This window comes from Rhodococcus opacus (assembly GCF_012396235.1).
GTDB classification, from domain to species: Bacteria; Actinomycetota; Actinomycetes; order Mycobacteriales; family Mycobacteriaceae; genus Rhodococcus_F; species Rhodococcus_F opacus.
The window spans coordinates 18,457-33,943 of sequence record NZ_JAAXPA010000025.1 but is presented as its reverse complement, the minus strand read 5'-3'; the positions used below and the strand labels follow the sequence as shown (position 1 = coordinate 33,943).

The following is a 15,487-nucleotide window of genomic DNA, read 5'->3' as shown; positions in this document are numbered from 1 at the left end:
TGTCCGTGCGAATGCTGGCCCTGGGATGTGCGGTGACCGCGCCGATGGGCCTGGTGTCGGCGTGCGGATCCCGGGGTGGCTCCGCACCGGGATCCGGACCCCTCGTCCGCGGCCACGTACACCGCCGCGGCGTGCCCGTCCCCGAACGTCGCCGGGGTGCCGCAACTCGATCTCGGACCCGGCTTCAGCTGTGGCACCCTGACCGTGCCGGAGGACCGATCGCGTCCGGACGGACGACGGATCGACCTGGCCGTGACGCGACTGGCTGCCACGTCTCCGACCCCGCGACCCGACCCGCTCGACGTCCAGGCCACCCGATCGTGCCGCGACCGGACGGCCGGTGGCGGCTACGACCTGGGCGCGTACGACACCACCGCGAACGCCGCCGACGTCGCGGATCTGCGGGTGGCGCTCGGCCTCGACGAGTGGAACATCTACGGCGTCTCGTACGGCACCCACCTCGCGCTGACGCTGCTCCGCGACCACCCGGACGGCATCCGCAGCGTCGTGCTGGACTCGGTCGTACCGACGCAGAGCAACATCATCGAGGGCTTCTGGCCGGGCGCCGCCGAGGGATACCGCGCACTGTTCGACGCGTGCGCCGCTCAGCCGGCATGCGCCGCCGCCTACCCCAGGCTGCAGGACGAATTCACCGGGACCGTGAACCGGCTGGCCGCCTCGCCGCTGACCGTCGGCCTGTCCGGCAGGCGCGTCGTCCTCGACGGGTACACGTTCACGAATCTGGTGATCCAGCAGAGTCTGGCGCCGGGGAACTACGCAGGGCTTCCCGCGCTCATCCACTCGACCGCCACCGGCGACGGCGTCCGGGCCGCCACCGCGCTGCTCGGCACGGTGACACCGCCGGGCCTCATCGGCTGCGGGCTGACGTTCGGGGTGGGCGGTGAGCAGACGGCGTTCACCGACCGTGAGCGGGTTGCCGCCACCGCGAAGCGGGTGCTCCGGGACTTCCCGGACCCCGTGCTGTCGCTGGTGCCGCAGGCGGCCCGGATCTTCGACGACTGCGACGTCTGGGGCGTGCCCGCGTCCGACGCCCGCGTGCACGAGCCCACGGCGAGCGACGTGCCGGCCCTGCTCCTCACCGGTTCACTCGACGCCGTCACCCCGCCGTCGCAGGCGCGGACCGCGGCCGAAACCCTGTCGCGGTCCGAGGTCCTCGAGTTCCCGGGGCTCGGTCACGACGTACTGCAGTCCTCGGATTGTGCCCCGGCCGTCACGGTCGGCTTCCTCGAGAACCCAGCCGGCGGCTACCACACGAGTTGCCTCGCGCGGGTGCAGATGCCGGTCTTCACGACCGGATGAGCACCGGGGGTCGGCCGGCGAGGCGACGGAGCCGCAGGGCGATCGTCACCAGCGCGGGGAACGTCACGGCGAGAAGGGTGAACCGCTGGAGAAGCCCGGCGACATCGTGCAGTGGGGCATCCTCCGGCATCGCGAACCGGCCCAGCATCACGAAGCACCCCAGTCCGACCACCCCGACGACCCCGACGTACCGCGCCAGGCCGCGCCACCGCGGATCGGCGGCGAACCGGCGCGACAGCATCACCAGGGCGAGGGCACTACAGGAGAAGAACGTGATCCCCGAGATCACATGGTGGCCAGGGTCGTAGGGCTCCCCGGCCGGATCCTCACGCAACGGGAACACGGCGGCGAGGATCAGCCCCACCGCTGCCACGCCGAGCAGGGCCGGCCCCGCCCAGCCGAAGCGCGTCGCCGCGATGCCGCGGTGCAGTCCGGCCGCGAAGATCAGCAGTAGCGCGGCGAAGGCCAGGAAATTCAGCTGCTGGATCCACCCGCTCGGGTCCGCCTCGAGGGCGCTGATCGGGTCGGCGATCGGGCTGTAGTCGTCCCGGAGGACTGCCTCCTGGGCGACGAACCCCGCGGTGAACACCAGCGGTCCCGCTGCGCCCGCACGGGCGGCCCACCGCTGGAAGTCGGGGCGCGACACGAGAACTGACGTGGTGACCATGCCATCGACGCTAGAGCGACGCCACCGCCCAGGCATCGGAAAATTCACCCATCTCGCCCCGGGCGGAACATGGGTCGTTCTACCCACTGCGGTCAGTTGTCGGGAACGACGGCTCCTGTCGACGCGTCGACGTTCACGTCGTAATCCCAGCCCTTGGCGTCGCGGATATGGATGTGCCACACCGTCTTACCGTCCCGTTGTTGCTCCTCGGCGTTCGCGACCGTTCCGCCCGGGACTGTCGCGACAGCGATCTGCTCAGCCTGCTGCTGGGTCACCGCTCCGCCGGCGGGAGGAGCGGGTGCGGGTGCAGCTGTGGTCTCCCCGTCCCTGCTCTCGGGGACCACCGCGCCGGTCGCCGCATCGACGTCGACGTCGTAGTCGTAGCCCCGTGTGTCGCGGATGTGGACATGCCACACCGTCTTTCCATCCCGTTGCTGTTCCTCGGAGTTCGAGACGGTGCCGCCCGGGACTGCCCCGACAGCGATCTGCTCCGCCTGCTGCTTGGTGACCGCCGACGCCACCGCCGTGCCCGTGGTTGTCGGCGCCGCCGTCGTGGCCGTGGCCGACGCCGTGGCACTGGCAGATGTCGACGAGGTGTCACTGCTGTCGGAACCGCATCCACCCAGCACCAGCGCGGACGCCGCGACAACCGGGATCAGGCTCGCACATCGCACAATTCTGGTGGTCATCGTGGCTCCTCGATCGCTCGACGGCGTGGACCTGCCTGTCAGAGTACGGGAGCGACAACCGACCTCGCGGTAGTTTTCCGCAGTTCTCGCCGGTCCGAGTCAGCGCGTCACCACGCTCGGCACGACCGCCTGCCGAAGCCCCGACGGGCCAGCACGAGCCAGACTATGGGCAGGAAGACGAGTGGAGGGACGCGCACCAGGGCGACCCACAAGATCGCGGCGAGCACGGCCACCACGAACACCAGCGTCCGCAGCGCCGCGGCCTCCCGTCCCGGATCGCGGCGCACGCGATCGGGTTCGGGCGCGAAGCGCTGTTCGTCCGGGAGGTCCGCGAAGAGCGGCGTGAGGTCGGCGGCGGTCTTGGCGAGGTACGCCTGGCGCACCCTCGCGTCGAACTCGTCGGTCTCGAGCCGTCCGGCTGCGAAATGTTCGGCGAGTGCCGCCGCGGCTTGCTCCCGTTCCACGGTCCCGATGCGGACTCCGCCGGGAACGGGTGGCTGTGGATGACTGATGTCGCTCATGTCGTCGCCTCAGGGCCGGTGTGTAACAGTGTAATCCTAGCCACAGTGTAGGCCTTCTACTCCTGGTCGTGCCCGTGGAAACCTTCCCGGCGCTGCTCCTCCGCCCGTTCCCGGCACCGCCGCACGAACTCGGCTTCCTCCGGGTCGGCGGGCAGCCGATCGCCCGGGTCCTTCGGCGGCCGTCCGACGACGAGCCACAACACCGAGCCGACGAGCGGAAGCAGCAGCACGATCACCAGCCAGCCCTCCTTCGAGAGGTTCCGGAACTGGTCGTCGGCGGTGGTGATGGCGTCGGCGAAGCAGAGGACCCACAACACGAATGCGAACAACGCGATGTACAGCATCGCCGTTCTCCTTGCCTGGCACACCGAACACGCAGTGCGCCCAAGTCCATCGAACAACTGCTGCGGCGGCGCCGCAAGAGCCAACTGCGGCGGTGCCGCAAGAGCTGTCGTCGGGAAACTCCGCCTACAGCCAGCGACCCAGTCGCACCAGCGATTCCCGGACCTCGGCGGTGGATCCGGCGAACGACAGCCGGACCGTCCGGTCGCCGTGGACGGTGTCGAAATCGATGCCCGGGGCCAGCGCCAGACCGGTGTCCTGCAGCAGTCGCGAGCACCATTCCGTCGACGTGCCGCCGTGGGATCCGCCGAGCAGGTGCCCGATGTCGGCGTACACGTAGAACGCGCCGTCGGCGGGCGCCAGGTCGGTGATGCCCAGTTCCGGAAGCCCGGTGAGCAGCAGCTCCCGGTTGACGGCGTAGCGCTGGACGTGGCCGTCGAGCTCGGCCCTCGATTCCTCGGTGAACGCGGCGATCGCCGCGTACTGGGAGATGGCCGGCGGGCACACCGTCATGTTCGAGGCCAGGCGCTGCAGCGGCCGGCGCAGCCCCTCGGGGACCAGCATCCAGCCCAGCCGCCAGCCCGTCATCGAGAAGTACTTGGACACCGATCCGACGACGACGGATTCACGCGACGTCTCCCACGAGCTCGTCATCGCCTGCTCGCCGTATCCGATGCCGTGGTAGATCTCGTCGGAGATCAGCAGCGTCCCGTGGTCGTCGCACCAGCGGGCGAGGGCGGCCAGTTCGCCGGGGTCGATGACGGTGCCGGTGGGGTTGGCGGGGCTGGCGACGATCAGTCCGGCCGGCGGCTCGGGCAGGGCGTCGAGCATCGCGACCGTCGGCTGGAACCGGGTGTCTGCTCCGCAGTCGATCTCGATGACGTTGCAGCCGAGCGCGGCGAGCGTGTTCCGGTAGGCCGGGTAGCCGGGGCGGGCCACCACGACGGTGTCGCCGACGTCGAAGGCGGCGAGGAACAGCAGCGTGAACGCGCCGGAGGATCCGGTGGTCACGACGACGTCCTCGGCGTCGACGTCGATACCGGATTTGGCGGAGTGGTAGCCGGCGATCGCCTCCCGCAGTGGCAGGATCCCGAACGTCTCCGTGTAGCCGAGCAGGTGTCCGTCGAGCACTTCCCGCGTCGCGCGGAGAACCGGCTGCGGAGCGGGAGTGGACGGCTGCCCCGCTGCGAGCGTCAGCACGTCACCGTGGGTGCGCTGACGTTCGGTGGCGGCCTTCCACACGTCCATCACGTGGAAGGTCTGGATGTTGGACCGCTGGGATTCTGGACGCACCCCTTGACGCTAGCGTGACGCGCTCACTGCCCCGCCAACGCGTCCCGCTGCGACTCCACCGTCTCCCTGATCGCGCCCACCACCGCCGCGACCTCCGGTCGGCGCAACGACTCGGGTCTTGCCACGAGCCAGTACGCCAGCGTGGCCTCGACCTGTCCGGGCAGGACCCGCACGAGGTCGTCGTGGCGGTCGGCCATGAAGCACGGAAGCAACCCGATACCTGCCGACGCCCGGGTGGCCTCGACGTGCACGAACACGTTGGTGGACGTCACCGATTCGCGCATCGAGACGGTGAGGCGGCGTGCGAGGTCGAGTTCGTCGACCTGCAGCATCGAGTCGATGAAGTAGACGAGTGAATGATCCGCCAGATCACCCACCTGCCTCGGGGTGCCGTGTGTGGACAGATACGACTTCGCGCCGTACAGGCCGAGGGTGTAGTCGGCCAGCCACAGCGCCTCCGCCCGGTGCACCTGCGGCTTGCCCACGACGATCTCGATGTCGAGCCCCGAGCGATGCTGTGAGGCCCGGCGGGTGATCGCGACGATCTCCACGGACACCTCAGGGTGCCTGCTGCGGATCAGCGCGCCGGCGGGTGCCGCGATGTACGCGCTGAACCCGTCGGTCGCCGATACCCGGACCACGCCCTTCAGGTGGTCGGCGCGGCCGGGTTCGGCGACGAGTCCGTGGACGGCGGCCTCCACGCGTTCGGCCGCGGTCAGCGCCTGCCGCCCGAGGTCGGTGAGTTCCCACCCGCCCGCGGCCTTCACGAGGACCCGGCCGCCGAGGCTTTTCTCCAGACTCGCGATCCGCCGCGAGATGGTCGTGTGGTTGACGCCCAGGTCGTCGGCGGCGGTGTTGAAGCGGCCGGTCCGCCCCACTGCCAGCAGTACGAGCAGGTCGTCGGCGCTGGGCATGGCTGTTCCGGAGGTCACTTCTGCATATTTGCACATGCCGACTGCAGGTTGCGTCATTGTGTGCGCACAAATATGCATCAATACTCGGCAGGACCAACGAACTGTGTCCCCAGTCACAGCGGGGTACGGAGTGTAACGAGGAGCGACAGATGAGCGTCGACGAAACAGCGCACGCGAAAGAAGCCCCGCCGTCCGGGCTGAAGAAGGTGGTCGGCGCATCCATGGCCGGCACCGTCGTCGAATGGTACGAGTTCTTCCTCTACGGGACCGCGGCGACGCTCGTGTTCAGTAAGGTCTTCTTCGCGGCCGGCGGCAACGAACTCGACGCGATCATCGCGGCGTTCGTCACCTACGCCGTCGGCTTCGTCGCCCGGCCTCTCGGCGGCATCGTCTTCGGTCACTTCGGCGACAAGTTCGGGCGCAAGCAACTGCTCCAGTTCAGCCTCCTCCTCGTCGGCGCGGCCACGTTCCTGATGGGCTGCCTGCCCACGTACGGCCAGATCGGGTACTGGGCCCCGGCCCTGCTCGTCACCCTCCGCTTCATCCAGGGATTCGCCGTCGGCGGCGAGTGGGGTGGCGCGGTGCTGCTGGTGGCCGAGCACAGCCCGAACAAGTCCCGCGGCTTCTGGTCGTCGTGGCCGCAGGCCGGCGTTCCTGCGGGCAACCTCGTCGCGACCGTCGTCCTGCTGATCCTGACGACGACTCTGTCCGATGCGGCGTTCCTCAGCTGGGGCTGGCGCGTGGCGTTCTGGCTGTCGGCCGTGATCGTCCTCGTCGGCTACTACATCCGCACGAAGGTCACGGACGCCCCGATCTTCATCCAGGCGCAGAAGGAAGCGGAGCACATCAAGGAGACGTCCTTCAGCGTCTTCGAGGTCCTCAAGCGCTACCCCCGCGGCGTGCTGACGGCGATGGGCCTGCGTTTCGGTGAGAACGTCATGTACTACCTGGTGGTCACGTTCTCGATCACCTACCTCAAGGTGGTCGTCCACACCGACACCGCGCAGATCCTCTGGTGGATGCTGATCGCGCATGCCGTGCACTTCGCGGTGATCCCGCTCGTCGGGCGGCTCTCCGACACCATCGGCCGGCGCCCCGTCTACATGATCGGCGCCCTGACCGCGGGCACGTGGGGCTTCTTCGCCTTCCCGATGATGAACAGCGGGCACAACGCCGTCATCCTCGGAGCGATCATCATCGGCCTGGTGTTCCACGCCTTCATGTACGCCGGCCAGCCGGCGATCATGGCCGAAATGTTCCCGACCCGCATGCGGTACTCGGGTGTCTCCCTCGGCTACCAGGTGACGTCGATCGTGGCCGGTTCGCTGGCGCCGATCATCGCGGCCAGCCTGCTCAGCAAGTACGACTCGTCCGTTCCGATCGCGATCTACCTGGCGATCGCGTGCCTGATCACCGTCGTCGCCGTCATCGTCGCCCGGGAGACCAAGGGCATCTCGCTCGAATCGATCGACGCGGCGGACGCCCAGATCCTGGCCGACGAGAAGGCTGCCGGCGCGAAGGACGGGGTCCCCGCATGACCGAGCAGAACCTGACCGGACGCACCGCGCTCGTCACCGGCGGCGCCAGCGGGATCGGCGCGGCCTGCGCCCGGACGCTCGCCGCACGCGGAGCCCACGTCACGGTCGCCGACCTCGACGACGTGGCCGCCAAGAGCCTCGCCGACGAAATCGACGGAACCGCGTGGCACGTCGACCTCCTCGACACCGATCCGCTCACCGAGCTGCGGCTGGAGACCGACATCCTCGTCAACAACGCCGGTATCCAGACCATCAGCCCCATCGAGGAATTCCGCCCCGAGGACTTCCGGCGCATCCAGACGCTGATGGTCGAGGCACCGTTCCTGCTGATCCGTGCCGCCTTGCCGCACATGTACTCCACGGGATTCGGGCGCATCGTCAACGTCTCGTCCGTGCACGGGCTCCGCGCATCAGCGTTCAAGTCCGCGTACGTCACCGCCAAGCACGGACTCGAGGGACTGTCGAAGGTGACGGCGCTCGAGGGCGGCCCGCACGGCGTGACCAGCAACTGCGTCAATCCCGGCTACGTGCTGACACCGTTGGTGCAGAAGCAGATCGCGGATCAGGCACAGGTGCACGGCATCAGCGAGGCCGACGTGATCGAGAAGGTGATGCTCACCGAGAGCGCGATCAAGCGACTGGTGGAACCGTCGGAGGTGGCGTCCCTCGTCGCGTGGCTCGCGTCCGCCGACGCAGGCATGGTCACCGGCGCCTCCTACACGATGGACGGAGGATGGACCGCCCGGTGACGTGACGAAAAAGGCGTGCACCCCCGGATGTTCCGGGGGTGGCCGCCTGTCGGTCGTTTGCGCCGCTGGAGCGCTTCGACCTCAGGGAAGGGCGATGCGTCCCTCGACAGCGGCCAGTCCGATGTCCTTGCGGAAGTGGCTTCCCGGCAGCTTGATCGCGGAGATCTTGGAGTACGCATCCGCGCGCGCAGCGTCGAGGTCGGCTCCGACTCCGACCACGCTGAGCACGCGCCCGCCGGCGGAGACCACCTGATCATCGACGAGCTTGGTGCCTGCGTGCAGGACGCCGTCACCGTCGGCGCCGGTGATCACGTCGCCGGTGCGCGGGGTGGCCGGGTAGTGCTCGGCCGCGACCACGACGGTCACCGCCGAGCCGTCCTGCCATTCGAGCGGCGCGACCTGATCGAGCGTTCCGGTGGCGGCCGCGTTCAGCAGTTCGCCGAGCGGGCTCTTCAGCAGGGCGAGGACCGCCTGCGTCTCGGGGTCGCCGAAGCGGCAGTTGAACTCGACCACGGCGGGGCCGTCCTTGCCGATCGCCAGCCCGGCGTACAGCAGGCCGCTGAACGCGCTGCCCCGGGCGACGAGCTCGGCCGCGACCGGCTTCACGACGTCGTCGACGATCTGGGTCACGGTCTGCTCGGGCAGCCACGGCAGCGGCGTGTACGCGCCCATGCCGCCGGTGTTGGGTCCGGTGTCGCCGTCGCCGACGCGCTTGTGGTCCTGGGCCGGCAGCAGCGGCACGACGGTCTCGCCGTCGACGACGCAGAACAGCGACACCTCGGGACCGTCGAGGAAGGACTCGAGGAGAACGGGGTGACCGTTCTCGAGCAGTTCGGCAGCGTGATCGCGGGCCGCGTCCCGATCCGTGGTGACCACGACGCCCTTGCCTGCCGCGAGGCCGTCGTCCTTGACCACCCAGTTGGGCCCGAAGCGGTCGAGCGCCTCGTCCAGCTTGGCGGGCGAGTCGACGATCTCGCTGTGCGCGGTCTTCACACCGGCGGCGGCCATGACGTCCTTGGCGAACGCCTTGGAACCCTCGATGCGCGCGGCGTCGGCCGACGGTCCGAAGCAGGCGATGCCCGCCGCGCGGACGGCGTCCGCGACACCCAGCACCAGCGGGACCTCGGGGCCGACCACGACGAGGTCGGCGTCGAGCTTCTTCGCGAGGGCCGCCACCGCCTCCCCGGACGCGATATCGACGGGATGCTGCTCGGCGATCTTGCCGATTCCGGCGTTGCCGGGCGCGCACATCAGGGCACTGACCCCTGGATCGCGAGCAAGAGCGAGAAGGAGGGCATGTTCACGGGCTCCGGAGCCGATAACGAGTACGCGCACGGGTGTCAGCCTACGGGCCGCGCCGGACGGGACGTTCGGAGCGTGCGGTCTCGACACTCCCGCCGGTACGGGTTACCGTACTTCTAGAATTCCGCAATTCCGGATTATCGAATTTCCACAGGTGAGGGGATCTTCTCGATGAGCAGGAAGCTGGGCACGGTCGCAGCAGCAGTCGCGGTCGCGGTGAGCCTGGGCGCGTGCAGCACCGACGGCACCGCCACCTCCTCGGACGAGCAGGCAGCGCCGCCGGCCGTATGCGCACCGCTGCCACCCGCCGACATCACGACCGCCGCCGGATGGGTCGGGTACGTCGGCTCCCACCCCGACGACATCGCCTTCGTCGTCGACGACGGTCGCGGCCGCACGGTCGAGCACCGCACCGGCGACACCGTTCCGCTGGCGTCCGCGATCAAGGTGGTGCACCTGGCCGCCTACGCCCGGGCCGTCGCGTCGGGTGAACTCGACCCGGCCGAGCCGGTGCCGCTGTCCGAGTGGGAACGCTGCGCGATGATCCAGGAGAGCGACAACGCCGTCCCCGATTACCTGCGCGACCGACTCGGCGACGCCGCCCTCGCCGACGCCGCCGCGCAGGGCGGCTGGGACGACCTGGAGGTGCCGACCCTGCTGGGCTCGACCATCGCCCTCCTCGATCCGGCGATGTCGCGGGATGCCCGGTGGGACGCCGCCCGGCGCTACGCACACGACGACGCCTACCGCGAACAGGTCGTGCGGATGTCGCCCGGCGACAACTTCCCGGCGGTCACGGCCCGGGTCCAGGAGTCCGGGGTGACGGGTTCGGCCGCGGGCCTGGCGTCGCTGCACCGCGCGATCGCGAGCGGCGACTTCGGTCCCGGCTCCGATGTCGCACGCCGAACACTCGAATGGCAGCCCGCCCCGCCCGGGCTGGACGGGCCGGGTTTCAAAGGCGGCAACCTTCCCGGGGTGGTCACCGAGGCGATGACCGATCCCGACACGACGTCGCAGCTAAGTTGTGCCGTGTGAACGACGAGTACGACACCCGGCTCGCCGACCTCGAGGCCCGCGTCCACGCCCTCGAATCGGCCCGGCCCGCCGAAACCCCGACAGCCGACGTCGGCGAGAGCATCGGGCAGATCGGATATCAGGGCACCGTCGACCTGGGCGGCGAGATCCAGTGGACAATCCGCTACGACGCCGGCGCAACCCTCGACCTGTCCCCCACGGCCGTATCGAATGTCCTCGCCGCCCTGGGACATCCGACCCGCCTCGAGATCGTCCGCACACTGCTGCGCGGTCCCGCCGGCGCGGCCGAACTGCAGACCGCGGTCGGGCTGTCCTCGCCCGGTCAGCTCTACCACCACCTGCGCGCCCTCGGCGGGGCACGCATCGTCGAGCAGGAGTCGAGGAACCACTACCGCATCGCGGCGGCGAAGGTGGTGCCGTTGCTGGTCATCACCCTCGCCGCCGCGGATGTCGGCGAACACCCCCTGTGAGTACTTGTTAACCGCCCGCGGTTAACAAGTACTCACAGGCGACAGCACGGCCTTCAGAGATGGCGTGTGCGACTTTGCGCGGTACGAGAGCGTCGCCGATGACGTGCACGCGTGCGCCTTCCGGTGCGAGTTGCGACCAGTCGCGCGGGCGCCGCTCACCGGCCACGACCACCCGGTCGACGTCGAGGCGCGTCCTTTCCCCCGACAGCGTGTTCTCGAACTCGACCGACCCGTCGGAGACCGCGACGAGCGACGACAGCACGCGCACGTCGACCGGTTCGCCCGACAGCCGACGCAGGTACTGCACGCGGCCCTCCGCGGGAAGACCCGACGCGAAGGCCGCGGCGGGCGTCAGAACCGTGACGCGGTCGGCACCCGCGGCAAGCGCCGCTTCGACCGCGCTCGCTGTTGGCCATAGCCCAAATCCGTCGTCTACCACCACGACGTGGCCCGCGCCGCGAAGGGCTCCTCCCCCACCGAGCAGCGCCTGAGAGGTGAGCACGGACGACGTTCCCGCCAATTCCTGGGGAAGTTCTTCCACGGCACCGACGGCCAGGACTATGTCGTCGAAGTCCTCCAGGTCGTTGGCGTTCACAGTGTGCGCCAGACGGATTGCCACCTTCGGCATGTTGTCGGCGTAGTAGTCGAGGAGGCGACGCCAGCCGCTGCGATGCGGCGCGTCGGCCGCTGTCGCAAGCTGGCCTCCGATTCGCTCTCGTTGTTCGAAGAGTGTGACGTCGTGATCGGGTCCGAGCCGCATCGCGCACTCGAGCCCGGCGGGGCCTGCACCGACGACGGCGATCCGTCTCCGCACTCTCGACCCGCGCGTGGGCCCCAGCGTCAGCGGGTACGCGGGACGTGCGGAATGACCCGGCGGTGCGAGGTCGGGATTGACCGAGCACAGTAGGACGGGGTCGAATGCCCGGCAATCCTCGTTGCAGGACACGCACGGGCGGATCGACGCCTCGCGGCCGGTCAGTATCTTCCGCGGGAAGTTCGGGTCGGCGATCAGCGGTCGTGCCACACCGACGAGGTCGGCTCCCGATTGCAGTGCAGTCTCGATGGACGCACCGGTCCGGAACGACTGTGACACGAGCAGCGGGGTCACTGCGGCGGCGCGTAATCGCCCGACCGAATCGAGCAGCGGCGGGTCGGTTACGGCCATGTCCCGGACGTAGGTGGTGCGGACGCCGACCGTGACGTTGACGTAGTCGAAATCGGAGAGGTGCGGTAGTACGTCGCAGAGACCGTCCATACTCAGGCCTGCCTCGTCGCCGCCGTCGGAAGAGACGCGGACTCCGAGTACGACCCCGGGGCAGGCGTCGCGGACCGCTGAGGCGATGCGGTCGAGGATCCGCACACGCTGAGCACCCGTCGCAGCGTCTCGACCGAGGTTCGTGTTCGGCGAGAGGAATTGCGCAAGTAGATATCCGTGGGCTGCATGCAGTTCGACGACCGGGAAGCCGGCCGACCACGCGTGGACCGCGGATGTGCGGAATGCGTCGACGACCGCGTCGACGTCGGCGCCCGAGAGGGCGCGCGGTCGCGTCGGTTCGCGGGGCGAGCGGACAGCGGACGGCCCGACGGGGTGACTCCACATCTCGGCGCCCAGAGTTTCGCGTCCGAGGTGCACCAGCTGGCAGGCCGCGATGGCTCCTTCCTCGGTGATTGCCCGCGCCCGAGCCTCCAGGCCCGCGAGGACTTCGGGACGCCAGGCCTCGGTGATGTTGCCGTTGCGATTGGTCGAACCGGGCGACACCACCGTGCCGCCGACGATGAGCATTGCGGCACCGCCGGCCGCGCAGCGTCGCCAGTAGTCGTCGTCGCCGCGTGAGGGGAGGCCGCCGGCGACGGCACCCGACGCGTGCGGCGTACCGACGAGCCGGTTTGCCAACCGAAGCGAACCGAGCTGCAGCGGCCGCGCTGCACGTGGATTCGTCACACGGACCTCCTAAGTGAACTGGATTCACTTCACATTATCAGGTGATTGACATCACACGGCGATTTCCCTAGATTCAAACTGATATCAGTTCAATTTAGCGAGGAGCAAAATGTCGTTCGTTCTCGTCCACGGCGCAGGAATCGGCGCCTCCTGCTGGGCGCCCCTCCTCCCCTTGCTCGAAGGTGACACTCTCGCAATCGATCTCCCGGGGCGGGGAGGACGGCGCTCCGTCGACCCGCGGTCCGTCACCCTCGACGACTGCGCCGCCGCCGTCATCGACGACGTGGAGGCGGCGAACCTCGGGGACGTCGTCCTCGTCGCACACTCTTTCGCGGGAGTGACGGCCCCTCGGGTCATGCAGGCACTCGCACACCGACTACGGCACGTCGTCTTCCTGTCCGCCGTCGTCCCGCCCGACGGGACGCGAGTGATCGACCAGATCGACCCGGACGTCCGCGCCGCGGTGGAAGCCTCGATAGAAGATGGTGCGTACCGCCAGGATCCGATGGGCGCCGCCGCGATGCTCTGCAACGACATGGACGCGGAACAGACCGAATGGATGATCGCCCAGTTGGTCGACGATTGCGGCGCGCTACTCACAGAGTCCGTCGACCTGTCCGGTCTCCGCGCCAATATACCCCGTACATACGTACGTTTGTCCAAGGACACCTGCTATCCACCCGAACTCCAGGAAAGATCGGCCGTCCTCGTCGGCGGCGACACCGCATTCCTCGAATCCGGCCACATGGCCATGGTCACGATGCCCGATCGCGTTGCCGCGCTGCTCAACGGTGTCGCGCCGTAGGCCTCATTCGACTCCTCCATCCATCACCGAACACACGGCTTCGCATTCGTCGAACCGATACCGGAAGGGCTTTCATGCCATGAGAAGTATGCCGATAAAGCTGATCGCGGTCGCAGTGGTCGCCGCTTTCGCCTCCGCCGCTTGCGGGTCCGGCGGTTCCGGGTCCACCGGTCCCGTGTCCGGCACGTGGGACGACGTCGTCGCCGCAGCCAAGGCCGAAGGCAGTGTGCTGCTGTACTCGAGCCAGAAGCCCGCCAATCTCGACGCTCTGAAAGTGGCCTTCGAGCAGGAGTATCCCGAGATCTCCCTCGAATACGTCCGGGGAACCGACGCTGACATCAACCCGAAGGTCGAGGTCGAGAATCAGACGAAGCGGGGAACGGCTGATGTGCACATGCTGACCGACGCCGCCTGGATCGAGACTGCCGCCGGGTCGGGCACCTACTCGACCGATCTCGTCGGCCCGGCATTCGATGCGCCGGAGTACGAACCGCAGACGAGCATCATCTCCGACAAGTTCTTCCTGACCAGCGCGGCGGTGTTCGCTCTCGGCTGGAACACGACAGCACTTCCGGGAGGTCTGCAGAAGCCGGCAGACCTCCTCGACCCAGCATTGAAGGGCAAGATCGGAATCGTCAACCCGTCCGGCATCGCCTCGTACGTCGACCTCTACCGATTCTTCGAGAAGAACTTCGGCGCCGATTATCTCCAGAAGCTCGCCGAACTGAAACCGCGGATCTACCCGAGTGCACTGGGCGTGGCTCAGGCCCTGACCTCGGGCGAGATCGTCGCAACCCCTATGGTGCAACCGCTTGTGCGAGAGAAGGAATCGGGAGCACCGGTGGACTGGGCACTGCCCTCGCCCCCGTGGGGAACCCCGTGGTTCACACACGCACTGTCCGCGGCGCCGCACCCGAATGCCGCACAGGTGCTGGCGAACTTCATGGTCACCCCCGCCGGCCAGAAGGCGTTATCACACGGTTACGCGAGCGCACTCCCCGGCATCGAAGGAAGCGTCGCACGGGCCCAGGACATCGCGCTGCCCAACCCGTCCGACCTGACACCCGAATCGCTCACCGAATACCAGTCCGATTGGGAAAAGAGATTCATCCAGTGACTACGACCGACGAGCGACTACGTGACACCTGCGCTCTCGTCACCGGTGCTGCACGAGGGATAGGTGCCGCGACCGCGGAACTCTTCCACGCCCACGGGGCCACGGTCTACCTCGGCGACGTCGACGACGAGCTGGGTGAACGTGTCGCGGCGAAAATCGGTGCGCGAGCGCACTACCGGCACCTCGACGTCACCGACGAATCTCAGTGGACGCGCGTCACCACCGAGATGGCGGATCGCGGGCATCCGATGCGTGTTCTCGTCAACTCCGCAGGCGCCGCATCCAAAGCGTCCATCATGCAGACGTCACTCGCCGACCTACGACGCATGATCGACCTCAATCTGGTGGGGACTTTCCTCGGCTTGCAAGCCGCAGGTGCCGCGATGACCACCGGCGGGTCCGTCGTCAACTTGTCCTCGCTGCGTGGCGTCCTCGCGACGGCCGAGCTCGGTGCATACGGCGCGTCGAAGTTCGGTGTTCGCGCCCTGACCCGCGTTGCGGCGTTGGAGTTCGCGGAATCGAAGATCCGGGTCAACGCGGTGTGCCCGGGCAGCATCGAGACGGCAATCACCGCCGGCGCCGACTTCGCCGACGACGACATGGACGCGTATGTGAAAAGCATTCCGCTGCAGCGCCGAGGCCTACCACTCGAGGTGGCGAAGGCCATCCTGTTCCTCGCGTGCGAGGACAGCAGTTACATTACGGGCTCCGATCTCATGATCGACGGCGGAACCTCCGCGGGCGCCAAGACTCCGAAGCACCCGACGAGACCGTAATATGAAC

Annotated in this window: 16 protein-coding genes; 8 read left to right on the top strand and 8 right to left on the bottom strand. The window is 68.4% G+C overall.

All coding sequences use genetic code 11. The features are described from left to right. Positions 1 to 75: 75 nt before the first annotated feature. Positions 76 to 1,320 carry an alpha/beta fold hydrolase gene (locus tag HGB39_RS27455; RefSeq protein ID WP_005566398.1) on the top strand — a complete coding sequence of 415 codons (1,245 nt, stop codon included), beginning with the start codon at positions 76 to 78 and terminating at the stop codon, positions 1,318 to 1,320. Here HGB39_RS27455 and HGB39_RS27450 read toward each other — a convergent pair. The 6 genes from HGB39_RS27450 to HGB39_RS27425 all read right to left on the bottom strand — a co-directional run bounded on the left by HGB39_RS27450 (position 1,307) and on the right by HGB39_RS27425 (position 5,782). Next, positions 1,307 to 1,987, bottom strand: coding sequence for a DUF998 domain-containing protein (locus HGB39_RS27450; protein ID WP_005566397.1), 681 nt, complete (start codon positions 1,985 to 1,987; stop codon positions 1,307 to 1,309). The two genes, HGB39_RS27455 and HGB39_RS27450, sit on opposite strands and share 14 nt — an antisense overlap. A 92-nt stretch (positions 1,988 to 2,079) precedes the next feature. Continuing rightward, positions 2,080 to 2,676, bottom strand: a complete 597-nt coding sequence (locus tag HGB39_RS27445; protein WP_043789723.1) for a PepSY domain-containing protein — start codon at positions 2,674 to 2,676, stop codon at positions 2,080 to 2,082. 107 nt (positions 2,677 to 2,783) lie between these two features. Next, the gene (locus HGB39_RS27440) at positions 2,784 to 3,197 is read right to left on the bottom strand and encodes a DUF1707 SHOCT-like domain-containing protein (protein ID WP_005254895.1); all 414 of its coding nucleotides are present in this window, start codon (positions 3,195 to 3,197) and stop codon (positions 2,784 to 2,786) included. A 56-nt stretch (positions 3,198 to 3,253) separates the two neighbouring features. Next, the gene (locus tag HGB39_RS27435) at positions 3,254 to 3,541 is read right to left on the bottom strand and encodes a PLDc N-terminal domain-containing protein (protein ID WP_005566394.1); all 288 of its coding nucleotides are present in this window, start codon (positions 3,539 to 3,541) and stop codon (positions 3,254 to 3,256) included. 124 nt (positions 3,542 to 3,665) lie between these two features. Beyond that, positions 3,666 to 4,832, bottom strand: coding sequence for a pyridoxal phosphate-dependent aminotransferase (locus tag HGB39_RS27430; RefSeq protein WP_005566392.1), 1,167 nt, complete (start codon positions 4,830 to 4,832; stop codon positions 3,666 to 3,668). Positions 4,833 to 4,855: 23 nt separating this feature from the next. Then, complete coding sequence (locus tag HGB39_RS27425) at positions 4,856 to 5,782, bottom strand: LysR family transcriptional regulator (protein ID WP_085999967.1); 927 nt, start codon at positions 5,780 to 5,782, stop codon at positions 4,856 to 4,858. A 113-nt stretch (positions 5,783 to 5,895) separates the two neighbouring features. Between HGB39_RS27425 and HGB39_RS27420 the strand changes: the two genes are divergently transcribed. Both HGB39_RS27420 and HGB39_RS27415 read left to right on the top strand, forming a co-directional pair. Continuing rightward, entirely contained in the window at positions 5,896 to 7,284 is a 1,389-nt protein-coding gene (locus HGB39_RS27420) for an MFS transporter (RefSeq protein WP_005566390.1), read from the top strand. After that, positions 7,281 to 8,033: a 3-hydroxybutyrate dehydrogenase gene (locus HGB39_RS27415; RefSeq protein WP_005254902.1), complete on the top strand. Its 753-nt coding sequence runs from the start codon at positions 7,281 to 7,283 to the stop codon at positions 8,031 to 8,033. The genes HGB39_RS27420 and HGB39_RS27415 overlap by 4 nt, the downstream gene beginning before the upstream one ends. A gap of 81 nt (positions 8,034 to 8,114) precedes the next feature. Here HGB39_RS27415 and purD read toward each other — a convergent pair whose 3' ends face one another. Beyond that, positions 8,115 to 9,368 carry a phosphoribosylamine--glycine ligase gene (gene purD, locus HGB39_RS27410; RefSeq protein ID WP_005566389.1) on the bottom strand — a complete coding sequence of 418 codons (1,254 nt, stop codon included), beginning with the start codon at positions 9,366 to 9,368 and terminating at the stop codon, positions 8,115 to 8,117. A 138-nt stretch (positions 9,369 to 9,506) separates the two neighbouring features. Between purD and HGB39_RS27405 the strand changes: the two genes are divergently transcribed. Both HGB39_RS27405 and HGB39_RS27400 read left to right on the top strand, forming a co-directional pair. Then, a complete protein-coding gene (locus HGB39_RS27405; protein WP_210753016.1) occupies positions 9,507 to 10,370 on the top strand; it encodes a serine hydrolase in 864 nt (287 codons plus the stop codon). Next, entirely contained in the window at positions 10,367 to 10,840 is a 474-nt protein-coding gene (locus HGB39_RS27400; protein ID WP_005573431.1) for an ArsR/SmtB family transcription factor, read from the top strand. The genes HGB39_RS27405 and HGB39_RS27400 overlap by 4 nt, the downstream gene beginning before the upstream one ends. A gap of 7 nt (positions 10,841 to 10,847) precedes the next feature. Here HGB39_RS27400 and HGB39_RS27395 read toward each other — a convergent pair whose 3' ends face one another. Continuing rightward, complete coding sequence (locus HGB39_RS27395) at positions 10,848 to 12,782, bottom strand: oxidoreductase (RefSeq protein WP_005573430.1); 1,935 nt, start codon at positions 12,780 to 12,782, stop codon at positions 10,848 to 10,850. 109 nt (positions 12,783 to 12,891) lie between these two features. On the opposite strand from HGB39_RS27395, the gene HGB39_RS27390 reads away from it, so the two are divergent. The 3 genes from HGB39_RS27390 to HGB39_RS27380 all read left to right on the top strand — a co-directional run bounded on the left by HGB39_RS27390 (position 12,892) and on the right by HGB39_RS27380 (position 15,480). Further along, complete coding sequence (locus HGB39_RS27390; protein WP_005573429.1) at positions 12,892 to 13,587, top strand: alpha/beta fold hydrolase; 696 nt, start codon at positions 12,892 to 12,894, stop codon at positions 13,585 to 13,587. A gap of 79 nt (positions 13,588 to 13,666) precedes the next feature. Continuing rightward, positions 13,667 to 14,704, top strand: coding sequence for an extracellular solute-binding protein (locus tag HGB39_RS27385; protein ID WP_043793469.1), 1,038 nt, complete (start codon positions 13,667 to 13,669; stop codon positions 14,702 to 14,704). Next, complete coding sequence (locus HGB39_RS27380; protein WP_005254916.1) at positions 14,701 to 15,480, top strand: SDR family NAD(P)-dependent oxidoreductase; 780 nt, start codon at positions 14,701 to 14,703, stop codon at positions 15,478 to 15,480. Before HGB39_RS27385 ends, HGB39_RS27380 begins: the two co-directional genes overlap by 4 nt. Positions 15,481 to 15,487: the final 7 nt, after the last annotated feature.